Genomic DNA, 20,233 nt, shown 5'->3' with positions numbered 1-20,233 from the left:
GAGTCATGCCTAAATTTCTGAAGAAACGCTGGCACGGCTACTATACCGTATGGGCGTTCATACTGCTGCTGTTGCTCGTTATGTTCGTTACCATTTATAACTGGACGCTTGGTTTGATTAGTCTGATACTGGCTTCGGCGCTGGGAATCGTCATGATTAAGGCGGAGCTCGCGTTCCGCCGTGAGCTTAACGACTACATTAATGGCCTATCCATTCGGATCAAACGGATGGAGGGGGAAGCGGTCAGCATGCTTCCATTCGGAATTGTGCTGTACAGCGAAGATCGTACGGTAGAGTGGCATAACCGCTTTGTCGCGGAGATGTTCCAGGAGAAGACAATGGTGGGTAATCCGCTACTTAATTTGTTTCCCAAACTTCCTCAGCCTAAAGAGAAGAAGGATGGGACGAAGGAACATTCATCCAAGGAGTTCCATGACGAATTCCAGTTGGATGATCGGCATTATGGAGTTATTCATAACCCGCAGGAGCGGTATGTATATGTATACGAGATTACGGAGTTAGCCATTCTTCGTGATAAATATGAAAATGAACGCCTTGCATTGGGAATTCTCGTTCTGGATAATCTGGACGAGGCTGCCCAAGGCATGGATGATCAGCAGCGTACAGCACTGATTGCCCGAGTGACCAGCGAAATTACGTCTTGGGCCAAGCGGTACGAAGTGTACTTGCGCCGTCTGTCTTCTGATCGTTATCTATTAATGCTGAATCATAAGTCTTTGCAGGAACTGGAGCAGAGCCGATTTGTCATTTTGGATGAAGTTCGGGAGATGACTGCTGATCTTAAAGTGCCAATGACACTCAGTGTCGGACTGGCGTTTGGATCGGATAGCATCAGCGAGATGGGAGAACTGGCACAGTCCAGTCTGGACATGGCACTTGGACGCGGTGGTGATCAGGCTGCCGTGAAGTCTGGACAACGCCTGTCTTTCTATGGCGGTAAGTCTAACGCAGTGGAGAAACGGACACGAGTAAGAGCCCGCGTTATTGCTCACGCGCTGCGTGATCTCATGCAGGAGAGCGATCGAGTGCTCATCATGGGGCACAAAATTCCGGATATGGACGCGATCGGCGCATCCATCGGAGTGTGGAAAGCGGCCAGTCTGTACAATGTGGAAGCACGGATTGTTTTGGATGGAATTAATCCATCGATTGAACGCATGATGGAGCAAGTGAACAAGGATGAGAAGCTGTCCAAAGCATTTGTATCACCGGAACAGGCTACCCAAATGATGACCGAGCACACGTTGCTGGTTGTAGTGGATACCCATAAGGCCTCCATGACCATGGAACCGAAACTGGTACAGTCTGCTACCCGTGTCGTAGTTGTGGATCACCATCGCCGGGGCGAAGAGTTCATCAATGACGCAGTGTTGATCTATCTGGAACCTTATGCGTCTTCTGCTGCCGAATTGGTAACTGAACTCTTGCAATACATTCATGACAAGGTACAATTCACTCCGCTAGAAGCTACGGCTCTACTTGCCGGGATTACGGTGGATACGAAGCATTTTGCACTGCACACGGGGTCCAGAACGTTCGAAGCGGCAGGCTTCTTGCGCCGTAGCGGTGCGGACACCATTATGATCCAGCGGTTGATGAAAGAGGATCTGTCAGAATATATTGCTAAGGCAGAAATCATAAAGCATGCTAAAATGGTATACGGGAACATTGCGCTGGCGGTCACGGACCCTGGTAGCAAGATTCCACAGATGATGATCGCCCAGGTGGCGGACACATTGCTGAACATGACCGACGTGGTCGCTTCATTTGTGATTAGTGAGCGTCCGGACGGACTAATTGGCATCAGCGCGAGATCGCTGGGGCGCATGAATGTTCAGGTTGTCATGGAACGACTGGGCGGTGGCGGACATTTGACGAATGCTGCCGTGCAGCTTGAAGGAACGCTTGGAGAGGCAGAAAAACGGCTGACGAACGTACTGGCTGAAATCGAAAAGGAAGAGGGGCTGTTCGAATGAAAGTCATTTTTATAAAAGATATGAAGGGTCAAGGCAAGAAAGGGCAAGTGAAAGAAGTATCTGAGGGCTACGCACAGAACTTCCTATTGCCACGGGGAATCGCACGTCTGGCAACGGACGGCAACATGAAGACACTGGATAACCAGAAGGCAGCTGAAGAAAGAATCAAGCAGGAAGAGAAAACGGAAGCGGAAGCACTTGCGAAAAAGCTGGAAGCAGAAGTGACTGAACTGAAAGCCAAGTCTGGCGAAGGTGGTCGTCTGTTCGGCGCCATTACCAGCAAACAGATCGCAGAAGCTTTGTCTAAAAAGGGTCTGAAAGTAGACAAACGCAAAATTGAGCTGGACGAGCCTATTCGTACACTCGGCGTAACACAAGTAACTGTCAAGGTTCACCCTGAAGTGAAGGCAACCTTGAAGGTACAGGTAACGGAAGAGTAAGATGGGCGGAGAAATGTTATTCGACCGGATTCCCCCGCAGAACCTGGAAGCCGAACAGGCCGTGCTGGGTGCAATCCTGTTGCAGGGCGAAGCCCTGATTACAGCGATGGAACGGGTGCAAACCGAGGATTTCTATGATAAGCCCCATCAATTAATCTTTGAAGCGATGATCCAGCTTGGCGAGGGAAATCAACCGATTGACCTCGTGACACTGACTTCGCTTCTGAAGGATAAAGGTGAGCTGGAGGACATCGGCGGCGTTAGTTATCTGGCTAAGCTAGCCCATGGTGTACCTACAGCCGCGAACGTTGACTATTACGCTCAGATTATCGAAGAGAAATCGATGCTGCGTCGCCTGATTCGTACGGCAACACAGATCGTGAGCGAAGGATATACAGGCGGCGAAGATGTTGCAGCGATGCTCGGAGAAGCTGAACGTCGCATTCTGGAGATTTCCAACCGTCGCTCCAGTAGTGGTTTTATAGCCATTCAGGACGTACTGATGGAAGTATTCGATCGTGTGGAAACACTTCATCAGAATAAGGGTACAACGACAGGTATTCCGTCCGGGTTCATCGATCTGGACAAGATGACTGCCGGATTCCAGCGCAGTGACTTGATCATTGTAGCGGCCCGTCCTTCCGTAGGTAAGACGGCCTTCGCCTTGAATATCGCTCAGAACGTTGCCATTCGGGCACAGGAGACGGTAGCCATCTTCAGTCTGGAGATGTCAGCCGCCCAGCTGGTGCAACGTATGATCTGTGCGGAAGCTAACCTGGATGCGAGTGTTATGCGTATGGGTGACTTCAAGGGTGATGAAGACTGGCAGAAGCTGACGATGGGTATTGCAGCTTTGTCAGAAGCCAACATCTTTATAGATGATACGCCAGGGATTACCGTAGCCGATATTCGTGCCAAATGCCGTCGTCTGAAGAAAGAGAAAGGCCTTGGCATGATCCTGATCGACTATCTTCAACTGATTAGCGGACGTGGTAAAGCAGGGGAGAACCGTCAACAAGAGGTATCCGAGATTTCACGTACACTGAAACAGATTGGCCGGGAACTGGAAGTTCCGGTTATTGCCTTGTCCCAGCTGAGCCGGGGTGTAGAGCAACGTCAGGATAAACGTCCGATGATGAGTGACTTGCGGGAATCGGGTTCGATCGAGCAAGATGCCGACATCGTAGCGTTCCTGTACCGGGATGACTACTACAACCAGGAGACCGAGAAGAAAAATATTATTGAGATCATTATCGCCAAACAGCGTAACGGTCCGGTAGGTACGGTAGAACTGGTCTTCCTGAAAAACTTTAATAAATTCGTCAATTACGAGAGGGCGCACAATGACGCCTTCGCGATGTAACGGGCAGGTGCTGACAGCTTCGATCAAGGAGCAAAATCGTCTGTCCCGAAGATCAACCATTAGAGTAACTGAACTCAAACATGTCTTATAAATACCAGATATAGATTCACATTGAAATGGGTATCCTTGAACCGGTGATAGCAGTCAAGCAAGCTTGGACTGTAGTCTCCGGTTTTTTATGTTGAAATAGTGGGTAAATCCCGAACATTACAGTTGTACTATATCTAATTGTTCGCCATTTGATTTGACTTTGAAAAAGGGTACTGGTACACTAATACTGCTGCGTTAAAGCAGCGCAAACCTTCCCTTGAATGTAACGGAAGGACATTTTTACTGTCCGTTAGCACGCTTCTCAGTCGGTTTATTGCGTAACATGCCTGCCGGGATAGAGGACGGACAGACCAATACAAAGGTGCGCAAGGCACCCACGGAGGAATGTTAACTATGTCAACGGTAGTTGTAGTGGGAACGCAATGGGGAGACGAAGGAAAAGGTAAAATCACGGATTATTTGGCGGAGAGCGCTGATGTGGTGGCTCGTTATCAAGGTGGTAACAATGCGGGTCATACAATTCTGATTGATAACAAAAAATATAAACTGACGATGATTCCATCAGGGATTTTCTACACGGATAAAGCGTGTGTTATTGGTAACGGAATGGTTATCAACCCGAAGGCACTCATCGAAGAAATTAACTATATTCATGACAATGACTTCACAACGAAGAACCTGTCCATCAGTGAGCGTGCACATATCATCCTGCCATATCACATGGTATTGGATGCACTGGAAGAAGAGAGCAAAGGTCCGAACAAAATTGGTACGACTGGCAAAGGGATTGGCCCATGTTACATGGACAAATCAGCTCGTATTGGTATTCGGATGGTTGACCTGTTGGATGCTGAAGATTTCGAACTGAAACTGCGTCATCTGGTCAAAGAAAAGAATCGTGTCATCGAGCAAGTCTACGGCGGCCAGCCTGTTGATGTGGAAGAGATTCTACAAGATTACCTCGGATATGCTGAAATTCTGCGTCCATATGTACGTGATACATCTGTTGTTCTGAACGAATATATTGATGAGGACAAAAAAGTACTGTTTGAAGGTGCACAAGGCGTTATGTTGGACCTTGATCAAGGAACTTATCCATTTGTTACATCATCCAATCCGTCCGCAGGTGGCGTATGTATCGGTTCTGGCGTAGGCCCGGCTCGTATTCAGCAAGTCATTGGGGTAGCGAAAGCTTACACAACCCGTGTAGGAGATGGCCCATTCCCTACAGAATTGCATGATGCAATCGGCGACCAAATCCGTGAGACTGGACATGAGTACGGTACGGTAACTGGACGTCCACGTCGTGTAGGTTGGTTCGATAGTGTTGTTGTTCGTCACGCGCGTCGTGTCAGCGGAATTACAGGTCTGTCCCTGAACTCCCTGGACGTAATGACAGGTCTGGAAACCGTAAAAATATGCACAGGATACAAATTCCGCGGCGAGGTTATCACACACTATCCGGCAAGCCTCAAAATGCTGGCAGAATGTGAAGCGGTATACGAAGAGATGCCAGGCTGGAGCGAAGATATCACTGGAGCGAAGAAACTCGAAGACCTGCCAGTGAACACACAGAATTATGTAAAACGTGTTTCCGAACTGACAGGTATTCCAATTGCCATCTTCTCCGTTGGTCGTAACCGTGAGCAAACGAATCAAGTTCTTCCAATCTACGAGTAATCGAAGAAATAGAGAGATTGTTTCTTGAATTATAAAATAGAATCCTCTGCTGACTTAGGCATGTTAAGCCTCCAGTTGTTGCTTTTATAGCGATGACTGGAGGTTTTTTGTATTTTTTTCGGATATAATCCCGAGATTTCCGTCAATACTGGTTAACAGTAGAGTCACAGACCCCGACATGTGCATGTTAAGACGGGTGGGATAATCGGAGGGAGAGAACGGAATGAAGTTGCTTGTGTGGTTTGTCAAAATCGTGCTAACCGTGGTGCTGGTCAGTTCACTGACACTGCTTACGACCGGATTAATTGTACAGTCATATGCGAAGTCGTTACTTGCGAGTTTCAATATTCAGTGGGAAGGTCAACCCATGGGGTTAACCGCCATGTTCCAAGGTGCCTTGGGCGGTAAAACCAGCGAGGGGAATAAATCGGGAAATGGGACGACAGATCAGCCGACAGGAGCGGACGAAGAGCAGGTTCCGGAAGATGCTGTTTCAGTTATGGGGAATGGGACAGAGAGCGGTCAATCTGGCGTAGATGCAGGCAATAATGCGTCCCAAGGGAGTGGCTCAAATGAGGGCACAGGGGAAGGTTCAGGTACAGATACGACTGTAGGATCAAACTCAGGCACAAGTGCAGGCAATGGGACGGATACGGGCACGGGTAATGACTCAGGAACAGATCAGATTAGTGGTTCAGCTTCAGGCAATGGAACCGGAGCGGCCAGCGGCGGTGCATCTTCAGGTAATGATGCCATTGTTGTATCACCGGATGACATTACAGGAACGAAGGACAAGCTGCCAGCAGAGGAGAAAGAAAAAATCTTCAGCCTGCTCATGAACAAGCTGCCACAGAAAGAAATGCAACAGATCTCAGGCGCCATGGAAGGTGGCCTAACGGAACAGGAACTGCGTGAGATTGAACAGGTGATCTCGAAGTACCTGACCAGTGAAGAGTACGACAATCTGATGGAAGTACTGCAAACAGAATAAGATAGGCAGAGAAAGCGGGCGTGCTCCTAGACGAGTATCGCCTGATTCATAATGTAATGGACTTGTCGATGGTGATTTGAATATAATTTATTTAAATAAATACTGGAAATGTCTATAGGAGGGTACAGTGTATGAAATATAAAGATAAAGAACACAACATATAAAAACGTTCAGGCAATATTGCAGAAACCTCCAGTCCAATTCGTGGACCTCCGTTCATGGGTGCATTCAAGAGATTCGATGGACTTGTGTTTATGAATACACGAATTGGAGGTTTTATTGAACATGAACTTATATCATTCTAATTCAGAACCATCAGTAAAAAAGTTTACCGAAGCGGCTAAAGAGCGATACGAGCAAGGACTGCAAGAGGCGGAGCAGCCGTTTAGTGGCTGGGATTTTAGCTATGTAACAGGGAGTGGGCGACTCCAGAGCGGAATGTTGCCTTGGTCCTATGGAACGATGGCGCGCCGATTGTTGAATCAAACAGAACGATTGCTCGACATGGGGACGGGTGGAGGAGAAATGCTGTCCAGACTCCTTCCACTTCCTCCATACACATGTGCGACCGAAGGTTATTTCCCCAATATACCGATTGCAGAGGAACGTTTACAGCCGCTCGGTGTGAAGGTGCTTCCAGTGACTGATGATTCGCAACTTCCTTTCGCAGATGGGGAATTCGATCTGATTCTTAATCGGCATGAGTCGTATGATGAGCAGGAAGTTAGGCGGATTCTATCGGTAGGTGGACTGTTTCTAACTCAACAGGTAGGTTGGTCAGATTGCAGGGAGATCAATGAACGGCTCGGCATTCCTATGCCCGTGGATTACGCTGGATGGGAGCTGGATCGTGCTGTTCTTCAGCTGGAACAGTGTGGATTCCGTATTCTGGAGCAACGGGAAGCAACTCCCGCGCAGCGTTTCTATGATGTAGGGGCACTGGTATATTATCTAAAGACCATCCCGTGGCAAGTACCTGATTTCAAGGTAGAACAGTTCCGTGAGCCATTAATGGATATTCATACGGAGATGGAGCAAAATGGATTTTGGGAAGTACAGCAGAAGCGATTTGTAATTCTTGCAGTCAAAGAATAGAGACATAAAAGTTAATTTCTATTGTGGCATGGGATGAAATCCAGTTTAAGATAAACCACAATCAGGTTGTTTACGTAATCCCTTATCAGAGTTGATCTGGTGAGGGATTTTATTTGTATTTTTATGAAAAATAAAGCATATTTCACTGGGTCTTAGAACCTAGTCTTAATTTGCGAACAAAAGTACATAGTACAGCGGATGTTGAGGCATAATGGGTGATGGACCAGCCGTGCTATCTTATGGATAATTCAGGGAAACCAAGCGGGGCGTGGCTTTGCGGTGTGACGTATAGAGTTGAAATGAGTGTAAAACCTGTGTTAAAGTATACGGGTGTGATAAAAGGTTAAAATTTTGACACTTTTACGAGCGCAGCTAAAGTCCTGATTTTGCGGACACCCAATACAAGTATCAACGAGCATGGGACAGACACGATGGGTGATGTCTTGACAGAAATGCGAACTGAGAAGTGCTGAAAAGGAGAGAATCATGAAAGGTTTCAGAGGCATACGCCAACCGGGCAAAGACCGGGTACACGAACAATCCGGGGAACACCGGACGGCCGAAGACAAAAACAACATGAGCATGTCCACCTTCAGTGTGAATAAGAAGCGCGTTCTGGCCTCGCGCAAATGGATCGTTACAGCAGCATGTGGTGTATTCATCGCAGCATCGCTTGGGTTCGCAGGCAAACAATACGTTACTGCAAACACCGTACCGTACTATAAAGTCATGGTTAAAGGTAGCGAGATTGGTACCATTGCAGATGAGGCACAATTACAACAACTATTTACAGACAAAACTGAGGAATATCAACATAAATATCCGGATGCAGAGATGGTGCTGAACACGGATGGTATCACAACCGAAACGGTAAGAGCGTACAAACCTGAAGTGAACAGTGACGAAACGCTGGACAAACTGGGTGACATGCTGACAGCCTACGCCAAAGGTGTGGAGCTCAAGGTAGACGGTGAAGTCATTGGTATTGTGAAGGATCAGGCAACAGCGGATGCAATCCTGGAACAAGTGCAGAGCAAATACATATCGGCATCGGCTGTGCGAAGTTCGCTTAAGACGAAGTCGGTATCGGCTAACTCCTCGAAGAAAGATGAGGGACCTAGCACAACCCTGAAGTCGGTAGGCATCAAGGAAGATGTAGCGACAGATGTGGTGAAGGCTGATCCAAACAAAATATGGGATGTGTCCGAGGCGGTTAAAGCTTTAACCGTTGGTAAAGACGCGCCTGTAACTTATGTGGTTCGTGAAGGAGATACGATCTCTTCGATCGCTGCCAAGTATGAAATTACACAAAGCGAGATTCGCCAGCATAATCCGGGCATCAAGGAAACGTCGCTTCAAATCGGAGACGAACTGACCCTGACCGTTCCGAAACCGGCGGTAACCGTTAAATCGGTTGAGCAGGTTGTTGAGCAGATTGAGATCAAACCGCAAGTGGAAGTGCGCAAAAGTGCCGAGTTGAAAGCTGGTACAACTAAAGTCGTGCGCCCAGGACAAAGTGGCTTAAAAAGCATGCAGTACCGTATAACGAAAGAAAATGGTGAAGTGGTTCAGGAAGAGTGGCTTGGTCAGGAAGTGATTAAAGCAGCTGTAACTGAAGTAGTCCTTAGCGGAACAAAAGTGGTTGGTGAGGGCACAGGTGAATTTGCTTGGCCGGTATCAAATGCAACGATGAGCAGCAGCTTTGGACAACGCTGGGGTCGCCAGCACAAAGGTGTCGATCTGGTAGGTAACCGCGATGTGAAAGCGTCTGATGAGGGTGTAATTACGTTTGCAGGACAGAAAAGCGGTTATGGTAATGTCATCATTATTAACCACCGTAACGGATACGAAACACTGTATGGGCATTTGAACAGCATTGGCGTTAAGGTTGGACAAGTGGTTGAAAAAGGCGAGAGTATCGGCGTTATGGGCAACACGGGTCGTTCGACTGGAACACATCTGCATTTTGAGATTATTAAGAATGGAACGGTAGAAAATCCGTTAACGTATCTGAACTAATATAGAGCTTAAGTAGAGCAAGGTTGGCTATGATGCTGGCCTTGTTTTTTGCTGCTGTAAAAAATTTTCAGATGAAAGACCTTCCAAGCCCCTGATCGGGATGTGACGGTGCTTCAGGTATGTTAAACTAGAGAATATAAACAACAAGCTATATAAGTTGAACTAATTATTTTTACGATAACGGAGAGGACAGAAAAAACCTGAAAAAGCGAAGCGTTCGCCTTTATCCCCGGATTTTCCCTTGAGAAAAGGGAATCGAAAAAATCTGGGGATAACAGCGATTGGAAGGTTGTTCTGTCATCGTAGTATGAGAGTAAATATTCTTTAGTTCAACTTATATTAGAGAAACCAATCAAGCAGGCTTGGTACAAGCTAAACATAGAAGAGAGATATAAACGCTAACGCGGATTAAGCAGGATATAGGGGTGAACTTAGCCGATGCAGGGGAAGATTTTGGTAGTGGACGATGAACAGCCCATCGCAGACATTTTGAAGTTTAATTTGGAAAAAGAGGGGTACGAGGTCATCTGTGCATTTGATGGCATTCGTGCGGTTGAACTGGCGTTATCCGAGAAACCGGATCTGATGCTGCTGGATCTGATGCTCCCGGGCAAGGACGGTATGGATGTATGTCGTGAGGTGCGCGCTCATCTGGAGATGCCGATCATTATGCTTACCGCCAAAGATGGCGAGATCGACAAGGTGCTCGGGCTCGAATTGGGTGCGGATGATTACGTGACGAAGCCATTTAGTACGCGTGAGCTGCTTGCACGGGTGAAGGCACAGATGCGCAGACGGCAAAAACTTGCGATTACGGCAGAAGCGCACGAAGACGAAGAGAAGCAGGTCATGCGGCTGTTTGATCTGGCTTTTGATATGGACATGTATACGGCTTACAAAGGCGGGGAACCGCTCGATCTGACTCACCGTGAGTACGAACTTCTCTATTATATGGCGAAGCATTCCGGCAAGGTTATGACACGGGAACATCTGTTGCAAGCGGTGTGGGGATATGAATATTTCGGCGATGTACGTACCGTGGATGTTACGATTCGTCGTCTGCGTGAGAAGATTGAGGAGAATCCGAGCAAACCGGAAACGATTCTGACACGCCGCGGGCTCGGTTATCTCGTGCGCAGTGCCAAAAGCGTGGGGATATAATGGGCCGATTCGCGCGATTCTCGTTCTTCCGAACGATTCAGGCGAAATTGATCATTATCTATGTACTGCTGATTCTGATTGCGATGCAATTGATCGGGGTTTATTTTGTGAGCGCGATGAAGAACTCACTAACGAGCAACTTTACGGAAGACTTGCAGGCGCGTGCTGAGATGTTATCGGTTCTCGTGGGGGAGACGATGGCGGGTGGAGAAGCAGAGGCCGGCGAGGACAAAACGGAAAATCTGCGTGTGCTGGTGAACAACCTGTTCAACATTAACGGTGCCGAGATTCAGGTGCTGGATGCCAGCGGCAAAGTACTGACGACCTCGCTAAGTTCACATTCGGACTATGTCGGGCGCAAAAATACCCAAACCGTTGTCAGCCGTGCGCTGCAAGGCATTCGGGACAATGAGGAATATATCGTGGACGAGGATAATGTTCGCAAAAAGGTCGTCGCCAAGCCGGTGCTGTCCGGCGGCAAGATCATTGGCGCGGTCTACATCGCGGCATCCATGAACGAGCTGTATTCCACGATGGAGGGAATCAACAAAATCTTCATCTCCGGCATTCTGATTGCCTTGGTGTTAACGGCGGTGCTTGGCGTGATCCTGTCCCATACGATCACGCAGCCGATTAAGGAAGTGACTCGGAGAGCGACAGCGGTCGCAGAAGGTAACTTTGATCAGCAGACACCTGTATTTGGCACGGATGAGATTGGTCAGCTCAGTCGGGCTTTTAACTATATGACCAGCAGGCTTCGGGATGCACTTTCACTGAATGAAGAGGAGAAGGAGAAGTTGACCTCCATTCTGACGAATATGAGTGATGGTGTGGTGGCTACGGATGAGTATGGTAAAGTCATTCTCGTAAACCGTCGTGCCAGCAGCATTCTGGGTATGCATCCTGCGGATATTGAAGGAAGACACTTCGCCATATTACTCGGCATTGATCCGGAGGATGCGGAAGCCCTCGCAAGTGGTTTCACAGGTTCAACGTTGCTGCAGATTGCACCGGCAGGACAAGAAGAACCTGTGGTCATTCGGATGACGTTCACACCTGTTCATCGGCGTGAACGGGGAATTACGGGAACGATTGCCGTACTTCAGGACGTTACCGAGCAGGAAGAGCTTGAGGCATCCCGGCGTGAATTCGTGGCGAATGTATCCCATGAACTGCGTACACCACTGACTACGATCAAGAGTTACGCGGAAGCGCTGGATGACGGTGCACTGGAAGACCCGCAGCTTGCCGGTCGTTTCGTGGGTGTTATTCAGAACGAGACGGAGCGAATGATACGACTGGTTACGGATCTGCTGCATCTATCGCGGCTGGATTCCAAGGAAGCTTTACTGCGCAAGCAGCCAACCGATATTCTGGAAATGCTGGAGGAAGTGACGGATCGATTCTCGTTCCAGATGCATCAGAAGGATATTCAGCCTGTGCTGTCTGTGGAGAATGATATTCCGGCTGTTCCGCTGGATCGTGATCAGATTGATCAGGTGCTGGATAATGTCGTGTCCAATGCGCTGAAATATACATTGGAAGGTGGCACTATTACGATTGCGGCTAGACGCAGTGATGAACACGCACTTGCCATCTCGGTATCGGATACCGGAATGGGTATCCCACAGCGTGATTTGGATCGCATTTTTGAGCGGTTTTATCGGGTGGACAAGGCTCGTTCCCGCAGTATGGGAGGCACAGGGCTAGGTCTGTCCATTGCCCGGGAAATTGTGAAGGCACATGATGGTAGCATCTCTCTGGAGTCTGAAGTAGATGTCGGAACGACAGTAACGTTCACACTGCCGATGCGTGAGAAAGGGGGTGAGCACCTTGAAGGAACGGATTAAATCCTTGGTGCTTGCTGCCCTTGTTGTAGCCAGTCTCGTTCAGAGTTATTTTCTGATCTACCGTTTGCCCGGAGGCGGGGATTCCATTGTGACGTCAGAGACGAACTATGTGAAGACAGAAAATATGGGTCAGGAACGCAATATTGAAGAATTGATCTTCCCCGATCAGATGATTATTCATCTGGGCGAGGATAAACATACGGTGTTTTACCCTGGTAATACGTTCTATCAGTTAATCTATTCGCGGTTACAGGGGCGGGCGTTCGATGATTTTCAGCGCCGGAGTGTGCAATCGGTGAACTGGGATCAGATTCGCAAGGAGAACCCCGGGTTTGAGTTATCGTTCAAAGAAGGTATTCCCGTCGCATTGTTGCAGCGGGTGATGAGGCTCGGGACGGATTCCTTATTCCAGGGGGAGACAATTAACCGCATCTCGATCTATACGTCCAAAAATGAAACGAAGGCCCATGCGCTGTTCTTCAGCGCTAAGGGAGACGTGGTATACGAAGCAACGCAGGCAGACCTTACAGTACAAGACGTGCAGCAGCATGTTGACTTTGGTACGAACTGGACGCCATATACGCTGATGGATGGCGGGTATTATATCCCTGCGGAAGCGTTGGAGACGATTGAGGCGGATGTGCCAACAGGTCAGTTCACGGTTGAGCAGATGCAGCGTAGTCTGTTCTTCGATCCAAGCATGACCCGGAACATCCGGGAAAAAGATGGATCGGAGATCTACACGGACAGTAAACGTAGTCTGCAGGTGAAACAGGAACAACGCTGGATCAGCTACACCGACCCAGCCGCACCGCCTGCGGGGCAGATTGATCCCGCGAAGGATGCACTGTCTGCGGTTGATTTTGTGAACCAGCATGGTGGCTGGAAAGGCCGGTCGCGCATGATGCTGGAGACCGCCGACAGCAAGACACGGCTTGAATTTCAGCAGTATTACGGCAGCTATCCGATTATGGATTCCATGCAGTTCCGCTTTGGCACGATCAGCATGGAGATGCAACAGGAGACCGTATCCAGCTATGAGCGATCGCTGGAATACCTGAACGAAGGTGCAGAGACGAAGAAATCGGTCAAGTTGCCTGGCGGAGACAAGCTGAAGGCTCTTATTAAAAAGGTCGCAGGTGAGAATCGTCAGGTCGTGGATGTATATCCGGCTTATCGTCCTTCTTCGATCGAGGATGGACTGAAGCTGATCCCGGTCTGGGTGATTCGATTCGGAAATGGTGAGGAAACTACCGTATCTTGATAGGTTATAGTCTTTGAACCAAAGAGTAGCTGTACTTTATCACTACGCGTGCAGAATAACCTTCCGATCGCTGTTACCCCCAGATTTCTTGAATTCCCTTTTAACACGGGAGAAATCTGGTGGTAAAGGCGAACGCTCCGCTTCTTCAGGTTATTTCTGCCCTCTCCGTTATCGTATAGCTTTAAGTTCAAAGGCTATAAACGGCCAGTTACGGTGGAAGGTGTAGGCAACTTGAGAAAGTATTGCAAGCAGCTAAGTTAGGGGGGGAATGTTTTGGATTGGGGACGGGCGAAAAATGTGTTGATCTATGCCTTTCTGCTGCTCAATCTGGTGCTGGGATACCAGATCTGGATGGATGCGCGAGAGACGGCCGGAGCCAATCTGGACTTCACCTCACTGGCAGATAATACACAGCAGGCGATGGAAGAGAAGGGCATTCAGGTGCTGGCTCCGATTCCGAATGAAACGCCGAAGCTGCCAAAGTTGTCCTATGAGTTCATTGAAGAGGACAAGGCTGGCGTGGATATGGAACTGGAACAGCCTGTAGATAGCAAGTTAATCTTCTCGCAGAGCGAGCTGGAAGATGCATTAGAGCGTGAGATTCCACAGATCGGGACATACCGGCTGGATCAGCTGATGGCCGAGGACGGGGCTTTTGTACTTCATCCACTGGTGGATGGCAAATGGCCGCTCTTCAATGTGAGTCTGGAGCTATTCTACAGCGACCAGAAAATAACGGGTTATCGTCAAACTCCAGTGCGGATCACAACCGCAGAGGAGAGCGATCAGCAGGTGCTTCCGGCGTCGAAGGCGCTGGGTACGCTGATCGAGAACTTTTTGCCAAATGATGCAATTGTCAAAGATATTCAGCTGGGCTATTACGGCCAGTTGTTCAATTCAGATATACAGGTAGCGATGCCGGCATGGCGGTTCGTGCTGGAAAGTGGCGAAGTGTTGTACGTGCAGGGCATCAGTGGGGATGTATTCAGTCCCAAGACAGACAAACCAGGGGAGTAATGCGTTATGGGGATATATTTTACCGTGTTATCCAGCGGTTCGACAGGTAATGCCACAGTCATACAGCATGGGGGTACCTCTCTCATGATTGACGCGGGTCTTAGTGCGAAGCGATTGGATGCACTGTTTCAGGAAAGGGAGATTTCTGGGGCAGAATTGGACGGGATTCTGGTTACACATGAACATTCCGACCACATTAAAGGACTAGGCGCGATGTCTCGGAAATATAATTTACCAATCTACGCGAATCTGAATACGTGGGCGGCACTGGAGAAGTCGGTTGGGGCGATTCCAGAGGAAAACCGGAGGGTATTTGAGACAGGTGAAAAACATGATTTTGGGTCACTGCGCGTGGAATCCTTCGGGATCTCGCATGATGCAGCTGAGCCGGTAGGGTACACATTTGATGATGGTACGGAGAAGCTATCTGTTGCAACGGATCTCGGGTACATGAGCGACAAGGTTCGCGATGCAATCTCCGATTCTGACGTGCTGGTGCTGGAGGCGAATCATGATGTCGAATTGCTGCGTATGGGGCGTTATCCATGGAACACCAAGCGCCGGATTCTGAGTGACATTGGGCATTTGTCGAACGAAGCAGCAGGGGCAGCGCTTAGTGAACTGATGAACGGACGCATCAAGCGCACGTATCTGGCACATCTTAGCCGAGATCATAATATGATGGACTTGGCAAAAATGTCGGTGCGCGACGCGATGGAGAGCCGTGGATGTTTTTATCGGGATCATGAGTTCAAACTCTGTGATACGTATTACGACCGTCCTACGCCATGGGATAGGGTGGGTGAGCCATAAAGCTGTCCAGTTCGGCGGCTTTGCGCTCGACTTCCTCGCGGGTTAGGATGCCTTTATCAATAAGCAGTTCAATGATGGTGCTGAGTGCAAGGGTATTGCGATAGTGTTCTTCCTTGAGATCGGCCAGCTTGGCCGCCATATGAACTTCATCCATGGCTGTGAGTGTACGCGTGCGATCCATATATATCCTCCTCTATGAAGCTTCGAATTGTCTTTTACTATTATTGTAGTCAGGCTGGGTGGAAAACATTCCTCTTTTTGCCGCTATAATTTGTTAGACGAGGCGTGTATGCTGAACCTGTGGCTATGCATGGGAGAAAAAGTTCTTCAAAATGGCCAAAACGGCGCTTAGCGGACCGGATTTTGTGGTGATAGATACTATGGACCTTTATTGTTAAGCGCGTTATAGCGGAAATTTGCGTTAATTTTCGTAATTATGCAACTTTTTGGGATTTGGCGTGTTTAGTATATGAGGAGCATTGTGATTTTGGCTGTTTTGCGTGTGAAATGGCATGTCATAGAATGCGAGAGCATGATTGATAGAGTCACTGACAGAATGGCGTGTCCGTTCTGTTGTACATAGACGCTGTATCTTGATTTGATGCCAGGATGCGGCGATATGCAAGACCATTTTATAATAATGCAAAAAAGCATGGGAAACCGTTGGAGTCTTCACGTAACGAAGACGACAGAAGAAACCTGAAGAAACAGAGTGTTCGCCTTTAGGAACAAATTTTCACCTTGGAAGAGGGGATCAAAAAAATTTGTGAGTAACAGCGATCGGAAGGTTCGTCTGTTGGCGGAGTGGTGTAAGTGAGAACTCCATCGTTGAACCATGCGACAACTTAGGCGGCAGTCAGGGTCTTGATGCGTGACAACGAAGGGGAGAGGATCACGATGGGATTGTTTGGAGACGATTTTTATTCAACCAAAGTATCAAGACGCGCCGAACCTGAACAGAAAGGCAAACTTCAGATCATTCGCCCTGGAGGCAGGGCACGTGGACGTGACCGCTGGAGCAATCCGCGCAGATCGCGTACGGGAATCAGTTCCACAGTGAAAGTAGCTGTGATCAGCTCGGTGATCAGCTCCATCGTGACCGTCCTGCTGTTTAGCTTCATCACACAGCCCGCTTCGTTACCGCTGGCTAATGCTACGGGTAATGGTGGAGGCGGTGCACAGACAGCGCAGGCAGCTGATCCATACGATCGGATTATCCAGGCAGCAGCCCATGTTCGTCCTTCCGTGGTGAGCATTGTGAACCATAAAACGGGTAGCAGTCTGTCGATGGAAGATTCGGCGCTGGGCTCAGGGGTCATTTTCAAAAAGGAAGATGGCAAGGCCTACATCATGACCAACCACCACGTCGTGGAGGGTGCGAGTGATCTGGAGATTGTGACCGTAGACGGGGAGACACATAAAGCGAAGTTGGTCGGCAAGGACCGTGTGAGCGACATAGCTGTACTATCCGCAGAAGACAAAGGGCTGGGTGCAGTGGCGGAGATCGGCGATTCCAGTAAACTTCAGCGCGGTCAAACGGTGCTGGCGATCGGTAACCCGCTCGGTCTGGGTGGTACGCTGACATCCGGTATTGTCAGTTACACGGATCGTATTCTGCCTGTATCGATTAATCAGGACGGGGTGTACGACTGGGAACAAAATGTAATCCAGACGGATGCGGCGATTAATGAAGGTAATAGCGGCGGTGCTTTGGTCGATTTGAACGGCAAAGTGGTCGGCATCAACACGATGAAGATCTCGGATACGGGCGTTGAAGGTCTCGGCTTCGCGATTCCGATGAACGAAGTGATGAAAACGGTAGATTCCCTGCTACTGAACGGCAAAGTATCTCGTCCATACCTGGGCGTGTACACGGTCGATCTGAGCAACCCTTATGCGCCACTGGATGACGAGCAGCGCAAGGATCTGAAGCTGCCATCTCACGTGGACAGCGGTGTGGTTGTGCTGGAAGCATCCGGTCCGGCATCTGATGCGGGCATGAAGCTGAATGATGTCATTACGGAATTTGATGGGCAAAAAATTACCTCCACGCTGGATCTGCGGAAGTATCTGTACGATCAGAAGAAGATTGGGGATACGATTGAAGTGACCTTCTATCGGGATGGCAAAGCTGAGAAGGTATCGGTGAAGCTGACAGATAAGCCGGAGTAAGGGAAGTTTCGAACGGAGCTTATGCTGTTGTTTGGATTGTAATAGGGCAATGCTAGAAGAGTGATCAGATCAACTGACCACTCTTTTTTAGTTGTTGGTTCAGTATTATTCTAGGGGTGGACTAGTTCGTTCGACATTAAATGAGTAGATTGACCATTTTTATGTTCCTATGATCAGTTAGACCCGGAGCCAAAGGAGCAGATACATAAGACTCGGGCTGTGGTAAACTGTTGTCAATATGTTGGAGACGGTCGCTGATGCAAATAACATCTGTTTGTCGATCTAATTTTATTTCAGAATGGAAGGGGTATTAATAATGAAACGATTGAGGAAAAAGATGCTTGGGGGAACGAGCTTGGCGCTGTCCCTGTTTATGCTGTCTGCCTGTGGATCTGAGGTAGCTACAACAGGAGCTGCTGTGGATACAAGTGCTCTGCAAGAGAAGATTGCTGGACTTGAGAAGAAACTGGTGGAGCAGGGAGCCAAGAGCAGTGAGCAGGAACAAAAGATCGCAGAGCTTGAGGCTAAGTTGAGTGAGCTGAGTACAAATGTGATTGCGGTAGGTGAGACAGGTGGTCAAACGCCTGTAGCATCGGGAAACAATGGATCGGCCGGGAAAGGCGATGGGGTGCTGATTACATTTGCCCAGTATGAGAAACTTGAGGTTGGCATGTCGGTGGAAGATGTCATCGAGATCCTTGGCGGTGAAGGTGAAGCGCTGAGTGAAGCGGAGAATATGGTGGTTTACAACTATAAAGGCACAGCCGGCAATGGTGCCAATGCGGTTATTGCTTTTCAAGGTGGGAAGCTGTTGACGAAGGCGCAGTCGGGATTGAATTAAAATGAGTATTGGACACGAAGAGTCTGAATCTTTGGAATAAAGCGTACTGCAGGGTTAGGGGAAGTTAAATGGGGGCCAATCAGAAAATTCTGGTTGGTTTTTTTGTTGTTTTTATAAAGTTTGTGAGTAACGGAAAAGTTATTAGAAGTAGATTTTTTGAATAAATAACTTGACATTCGCAGTTAGTTGTAACTATAATGATTACATTATATAAGTTGTAACTGTAGTGGTTACATATAATGATTTGAAGGGGGATTAAGTCGAAGCAATTGTACAACCAGACTATAGGATGGTTTAAGAAATCAACGGAATTGGCTGCTAGATGCATTGATATGGATGAATGGCAGCGACATAAAGAGAGGAAGATCAATTCAATGTTTACTAAAAAATCATCAATGGGCGTTATGCTCGCTCTATGTTTCATGTTAATTCTGAGTGCTTGTGCGGGTACAGCAAGTAAAGCCGAAAATGCGGAAGACTCAAATGCTGCTAGTGCTGGAAATACAAAGAGCGAGGAAACAAACACACCAGCGGTAGAGCTGAAAGTGACCACCTATAATCCTGGGGAAAACAGCATTTTTGGCGTTTCATCAAACCTGATTGAAGGTCCAACTGAAATCGTGCTCGTTGATGCGCAGTTCCAAAAGAATGATGCCGAGCAATTGGTCAAAATGATTAAAGAAACGGGTAAAAAACTGACCACCGTATATATCAGCCACAAGGACCCGGACTATTACTTCGGTCTATCGGTAATCCGTGAGGCGTTCCCTGATGCAAAAATCGTTGCGACTCCAGCAACGGTGGAAGGAATCAAGGAAACAATTCAAGTGAAGAATGAATATTGGAATCCGATTCTGAAAGAAAATGCACCAACTGCACAGATTGTTCCGGACGTTCTTGACGGTGCTCAATTGACCTTAGATGGAGAAACCGTAGAGATTATCGGTCTAGAAGGTTCCGATCCGTCCCATACGTTCCTGTGGATTCCTTCCATTAAAACTGTTCTGGGTGGCGTTCCTGTCTATGAAAATTCGCACGTCTGGATCGCAGATAACCAAACGCCAGAGAGCCGTGACTACTGGCGCCAACTGCTGGACCAAATTATTGCATTGAATCCAGAGCGAGTGATTCCAGGTCATTACCTGGGTACCAGTGCCGGGGATATATCGAGTGTTACGTTCACCCGTGATTATATTGCTAAATTTGAAGCAGAGGTAGAAGCAGCCAAAGATTCAAAAGAACTGATTGCAGCCATGGAAAAAGCATATCCGGACTTTAAGAATACAGGCGATCTGGAGACGAGCGCTCAGGTAATTAAAGGCGAAATTTCTTGGCCTTAAGTATAACAATGGACTTCTAGAAACGGTATAAGTAAAAGGCAAACATCCTTATCCTGTTAAGTGGGAGGGATGTTTTTGCTGTCATTAGGCGTGTAGGGGTTTCTTTTCGGCGGCAGGTGTGATAGAACTGAGAAGTGGC

The 20,233-nt window shown here is 48.2% G+C and carries 16 protein-coding genes; 15 read left to right on the top strand and 1 reads right to left on the bottom strand.

Annotated features, from left to right (window positions below; genetic code table 11):
* Positions 1 to 5 precede the first annotated feature (5 nt).
* The 12 genes from MHI12_RS30295 (at position 6) to MHI12_RS30240 (ending at position 15,741) form a co-directional block, all read left to right on the top strand.
* On the top strand, positions 6 to 1,997 hold the full coding sequence (locus MHI12_RS30295) for a DHH family phosphoesterase (protein ID WP_074092888.1): 1,992 nt from the start codon (positions 6 to 8) through the stop codon (positions 1,995 to 1,997).
* On the top strand, positions 1,994 to 2,437 hold the full coding sequence (gene rplI / locus MHI12_RS30290; RefSeq protein WP_133386402.1) for a 50S ribosomal protein L9: 444 nt from the start codon (positions 1,994 to 1,996) through the stop codon (positions 2,435 to 2,437). Before MHI12_RS30295 ends, rplI begins: the two co-directional genes overlap by 4 nt.
* A gap of 1 nt (position 2,438) precedes the next feature.
* Positions 2,439 to 3,800, top strand: coding sequence for a replicative DNA helicase (gene dnaB / locus MHI12_RS30285; protein ID WP_036611922.1), 1,362 nt, complete (start codon positions 2,439 to 2,441; stop codon positions 3,798 to 3,800).
* A 444-nt stretch (positions 3,801 to 4,244) separates the two neighbouring features.
* Complete coding sequence (locus MHI12_RS30280; protein ID WP_036671866.1) at positions 4,245 to 5,531, top strand: adenylosuccinate synthase; 1,287 nt, start codon at positions 4,245 to 4,247, stop codon at positions 5,529 to 5,531.
* A gap of 223 nt (positions 5,532 to 5,754) precedes the next feature.
* The gene (locus MHI12_RS30275) at positions 5,755 to 6,522 is read left to right on the top strand and encodes a hypothetical protein (protein WP_405171182.1); all 768 of its coding nucleotides are present in this window, start codon (positions 5,755 to 5,757) and stop codon (positions 6,520 to 6,522) included.
* A 285-nt stretch (positions 6,523 to 6,807) separates the two neighbouring features.
* Positions 6,808 to 7,617: a class I SAM-dependent methyltransferase gene (locus MHI12_RS30270; RefSeq protein WP_405171181.1), complete on the top strand. Its 810-nt coding sequence runs from the start codon at positions 6,808 to 6,810 to the stop codon at positions 7,615 to 7,617.
* A 486-nt stretch (positions 7,618 to 8,103) separates the two neighbouring features.
* Positions 8,104 to 9,636, top strand: a complete 1,533-nt coding sequence (locus MHI12_RS30265; RefSeq protein ID WP_405171180.1) for a peptidoglycan DD-metalloendopeptidase family protein — start codon at positions 8,104 to 8,106, stop codon at positions 9,634 to 9,636.
* Between the two features lie 438 nt (positions 9,637 to 10,074).
* On the top strand, positions 10,075 to 10,797 hold the full coding sequence (gene yycF / locus MHI12_RS30260; RefSeq protein ID WP_017691453.1) for a response regulator YycF: 723 nt from the start codon (positions 10,075 to 10,077) through the stop codon (positions 10,795 to 10,797).
* On the top strand, positions 10,797 to 12,647 hold the full coding sequence (gene walK, locus MHI12_RS30255) for a cell wall metabolism sensor histidine kinase WalK (RefSeq protein ID WP_405171179.1): 1,851 nt from the start codon (positions 10,797 to 10,799) through the stop codon (positions 12,645 to 12,647). The genes yycF and walK overlap by 1 nt, the downstream gene beginning before the upstream one ends.
* Positions 12,631 to 13,911 carry a YycH family regulatory protein gene (locus MHI12_RS30250; protein ID WP_127547514.1) on the top strand — a complete coding sequence of 427 codons (1,281 nt, stop codon included), beginning with the start codon at positions 12,631 to 12,633 and terminating at the stop codon, positions 13,909 to 13,911. Before walK ends, MHI12_RS30250 begins: the two co-directional genes overlap by 17 nt.
* Before the next feature lie 273 nt (positions 13,912 to 14,184).
* Complete coding sequence (gene yycI / locus MHI12_RS30245) at positions 14,185 to 14,928, top strand: two-component system regulatory protein YycI (protein ID WP_036612041.1); 744 nt, start codon at positions 14,185 to 14,187, stop codon at positions 14,926 to 14,928.
* A 6-nt stretch (positions 14,929 to 14,934) separates the two neighbouring features.
* Positions 14,935 to 15,741: an MBL fold metallo-hydrolase gene (locus MHI12_RS30240; protein ID WP_036671861.1), complete on the top strand. Its 807-nt coding sequence runs from the start codon at positions 14,935 to 14,937 to the stop codon at positions 15,739 to 15,741.
* Here the strand turns inward: MHI12_RS30240 and MHI12_RS30235 are convergent.
* Entirely contained in the window at positions 15,710 to 15,922 is a 213-nt protein-coding gene (locus tag MHI12_RS30235) for a hypothetical protein (protein ID WP_036611899.1), read from the bottom strand. The genes MHI12_RS30240 and MHI12_RS30235 overlap by 32 nt on opposite strands.
* 716 nt (positions 15,923 to 16,638) lie before the next feature.
* Between MHI12_RS30235 and MHI12_RS30230 the strand changes: the two genes are divergently transcribed.
* From MHI12_RS30230 to MHI12_RS30220, 3 genes are all read left to right on the top strand, one after another.
* Positions 16,639 to 17,913, top strand: coding sequence for a S1C family serine protease (locus tag MHI12_RS30230; RefSeq protein ID WP_405171178.1), 1,275 nt, complete (start codon positions 16,639 to 16,641; stop codon positions 17,911 to 17,913).
* A gap of 316 nt (positions 17,914 to 18,229) precedes the next feature.
* Positions 18,230 to 18,754: a hypothetical protein gene (locus tag MHI12_RS30225; protein WP_405171177.1), complete on the top strand. Its 525-nt coding sequence runs from the start codon at positions 18,230 to 18,232 to the stop codon at positions 18,752 to 18,754.
* 374 nt (positions 18,755 to 19,128) lie between these two features.
* Positions 19,129 to 20,094 carry an MBL fold metallo-hydrolase gene (locus MHI12_RS30220; protein WP_339787509.1) on the top strand — a complete coding sequence of 322 codons (966 nt, stop codon included), beginning with the start codon at positions 19,129 to 19,131 and terminating at the stop codon, positions 20,092 to 20,094.
* The last annotated feature ends 139 nt before the right edge of the window (positions 20,095 to 20,233 follow it).

Origin of the sequence: Paenibacillus sp. FSL H8-0280, from assembly GCF_045040665.1 — a bacterium.
Taxonomy (GTDB): Bacteria; Bacillota; Bacilli; order Paenibacillales; family Paenibacillaceae; genus Paenibacillus; species Paenibacillus xylanexedens_A.
The sequence above is the reverse complement of the archived record's forward strand: the minus strand, read 5'-3'. Positions and strand labels throughout refer to the sequence as shown.

Bases quoted from the DNA above. Each gene is read 5' to 3' on its own strand.
- MHI12_RS30295 (WP_074092888.1), top strand. From the start codon at position 6: ATGCCTAAATTTCTGAAGAAACGCTGGCACGGCTACTATACCGTATGG.
- rplI (WP_133386402.1), top strand. From the start codon at position 1,994: ATGAAAGTCATTTTTATAAAAGATATGAAGGGTCAAGGCAAGAAAGGG.
- dnaB (WP_036611922.1), top strand. From the start codon at position 2,439: ATGGGCGGAGAAATGTTATTCGACCGGATTCCCCCGCAGAACCTGGAA.
- MHI12_RS30280 (WP_036671866.1), top strand. From the start codon at position 4,245: ATGTCAACGGTAGTTGTAGTGGGAACGCAATGGGGAGACGAAGGAAAA.
- MHI12_RS30275 (WP_405171182.1), top strand. From the start codon at position 5,755: ATGAAGTTGCTTGTGTGGTTTGTCAAAATCGTGCTAACCGTGGTGCTG.
- MHI12_RS30270 (WP_405171181.1), top strand. From the start codon at position 6,808: ATGAACTTATATCATTCTAATTCAGAACCATCAGTAAAAAAGTTTACC.
- MHI12_RS30265 (WP_405171180.1), top strand. From the start codon at position 8,104: ATGAAAGGTTTCAGAGGCATACGCCAACCGGGCAAAGACCGGGTACAC.
- yycF (WP_017691453.1), top strand. From the start codon at position 10,075: ATGCAGGGGAAGATTTTGGTAGTGGACGATGAACAGCCCATCGCAGAC.
- walK (WP_405171179.1), top strand. From the start codon at position 10,797: ATGGGCCGATTCGCGCGATTCTCGTTCTTCCGAACGATTCAGGCGAAA.
- MHI12_RS30240 (WP_036671861.1), top strand. From the start codon at position 14,935: ATGGGGATATATTTTACCGTGTTATCCAGCGGTTCGACAGGTAATGCC.
- MHI12_RS30235 (WP_036611899.1), bottom strand. From the start codon at position 15,922: ATGGATCGCACGCGTACACTCACAGCCATGGATGAAGTTCATATGGCG.
- MHI12_RS30230 (WP_405171178.1), top strand. From the start codon at position 16,639: ATGGGATTGTTTGGAGACGATTTTTATTCAACCAAAGTATCAAGACGC.
- MHI12_RS30225 (WP_405171177.1), top strand. From the start codon at position 18,230: ATGAAACGATTGAGGAAAAAGATGCTTGGGGGAACGAGCTTGGCGCTG.
- MHI12_RS30220 (WP_339787509.1), top strand. From the start codon at position 19,129: ATGTTTACTAAAAAATCATCAATGGGCGTTATGCTCGCTCTATGTTTC.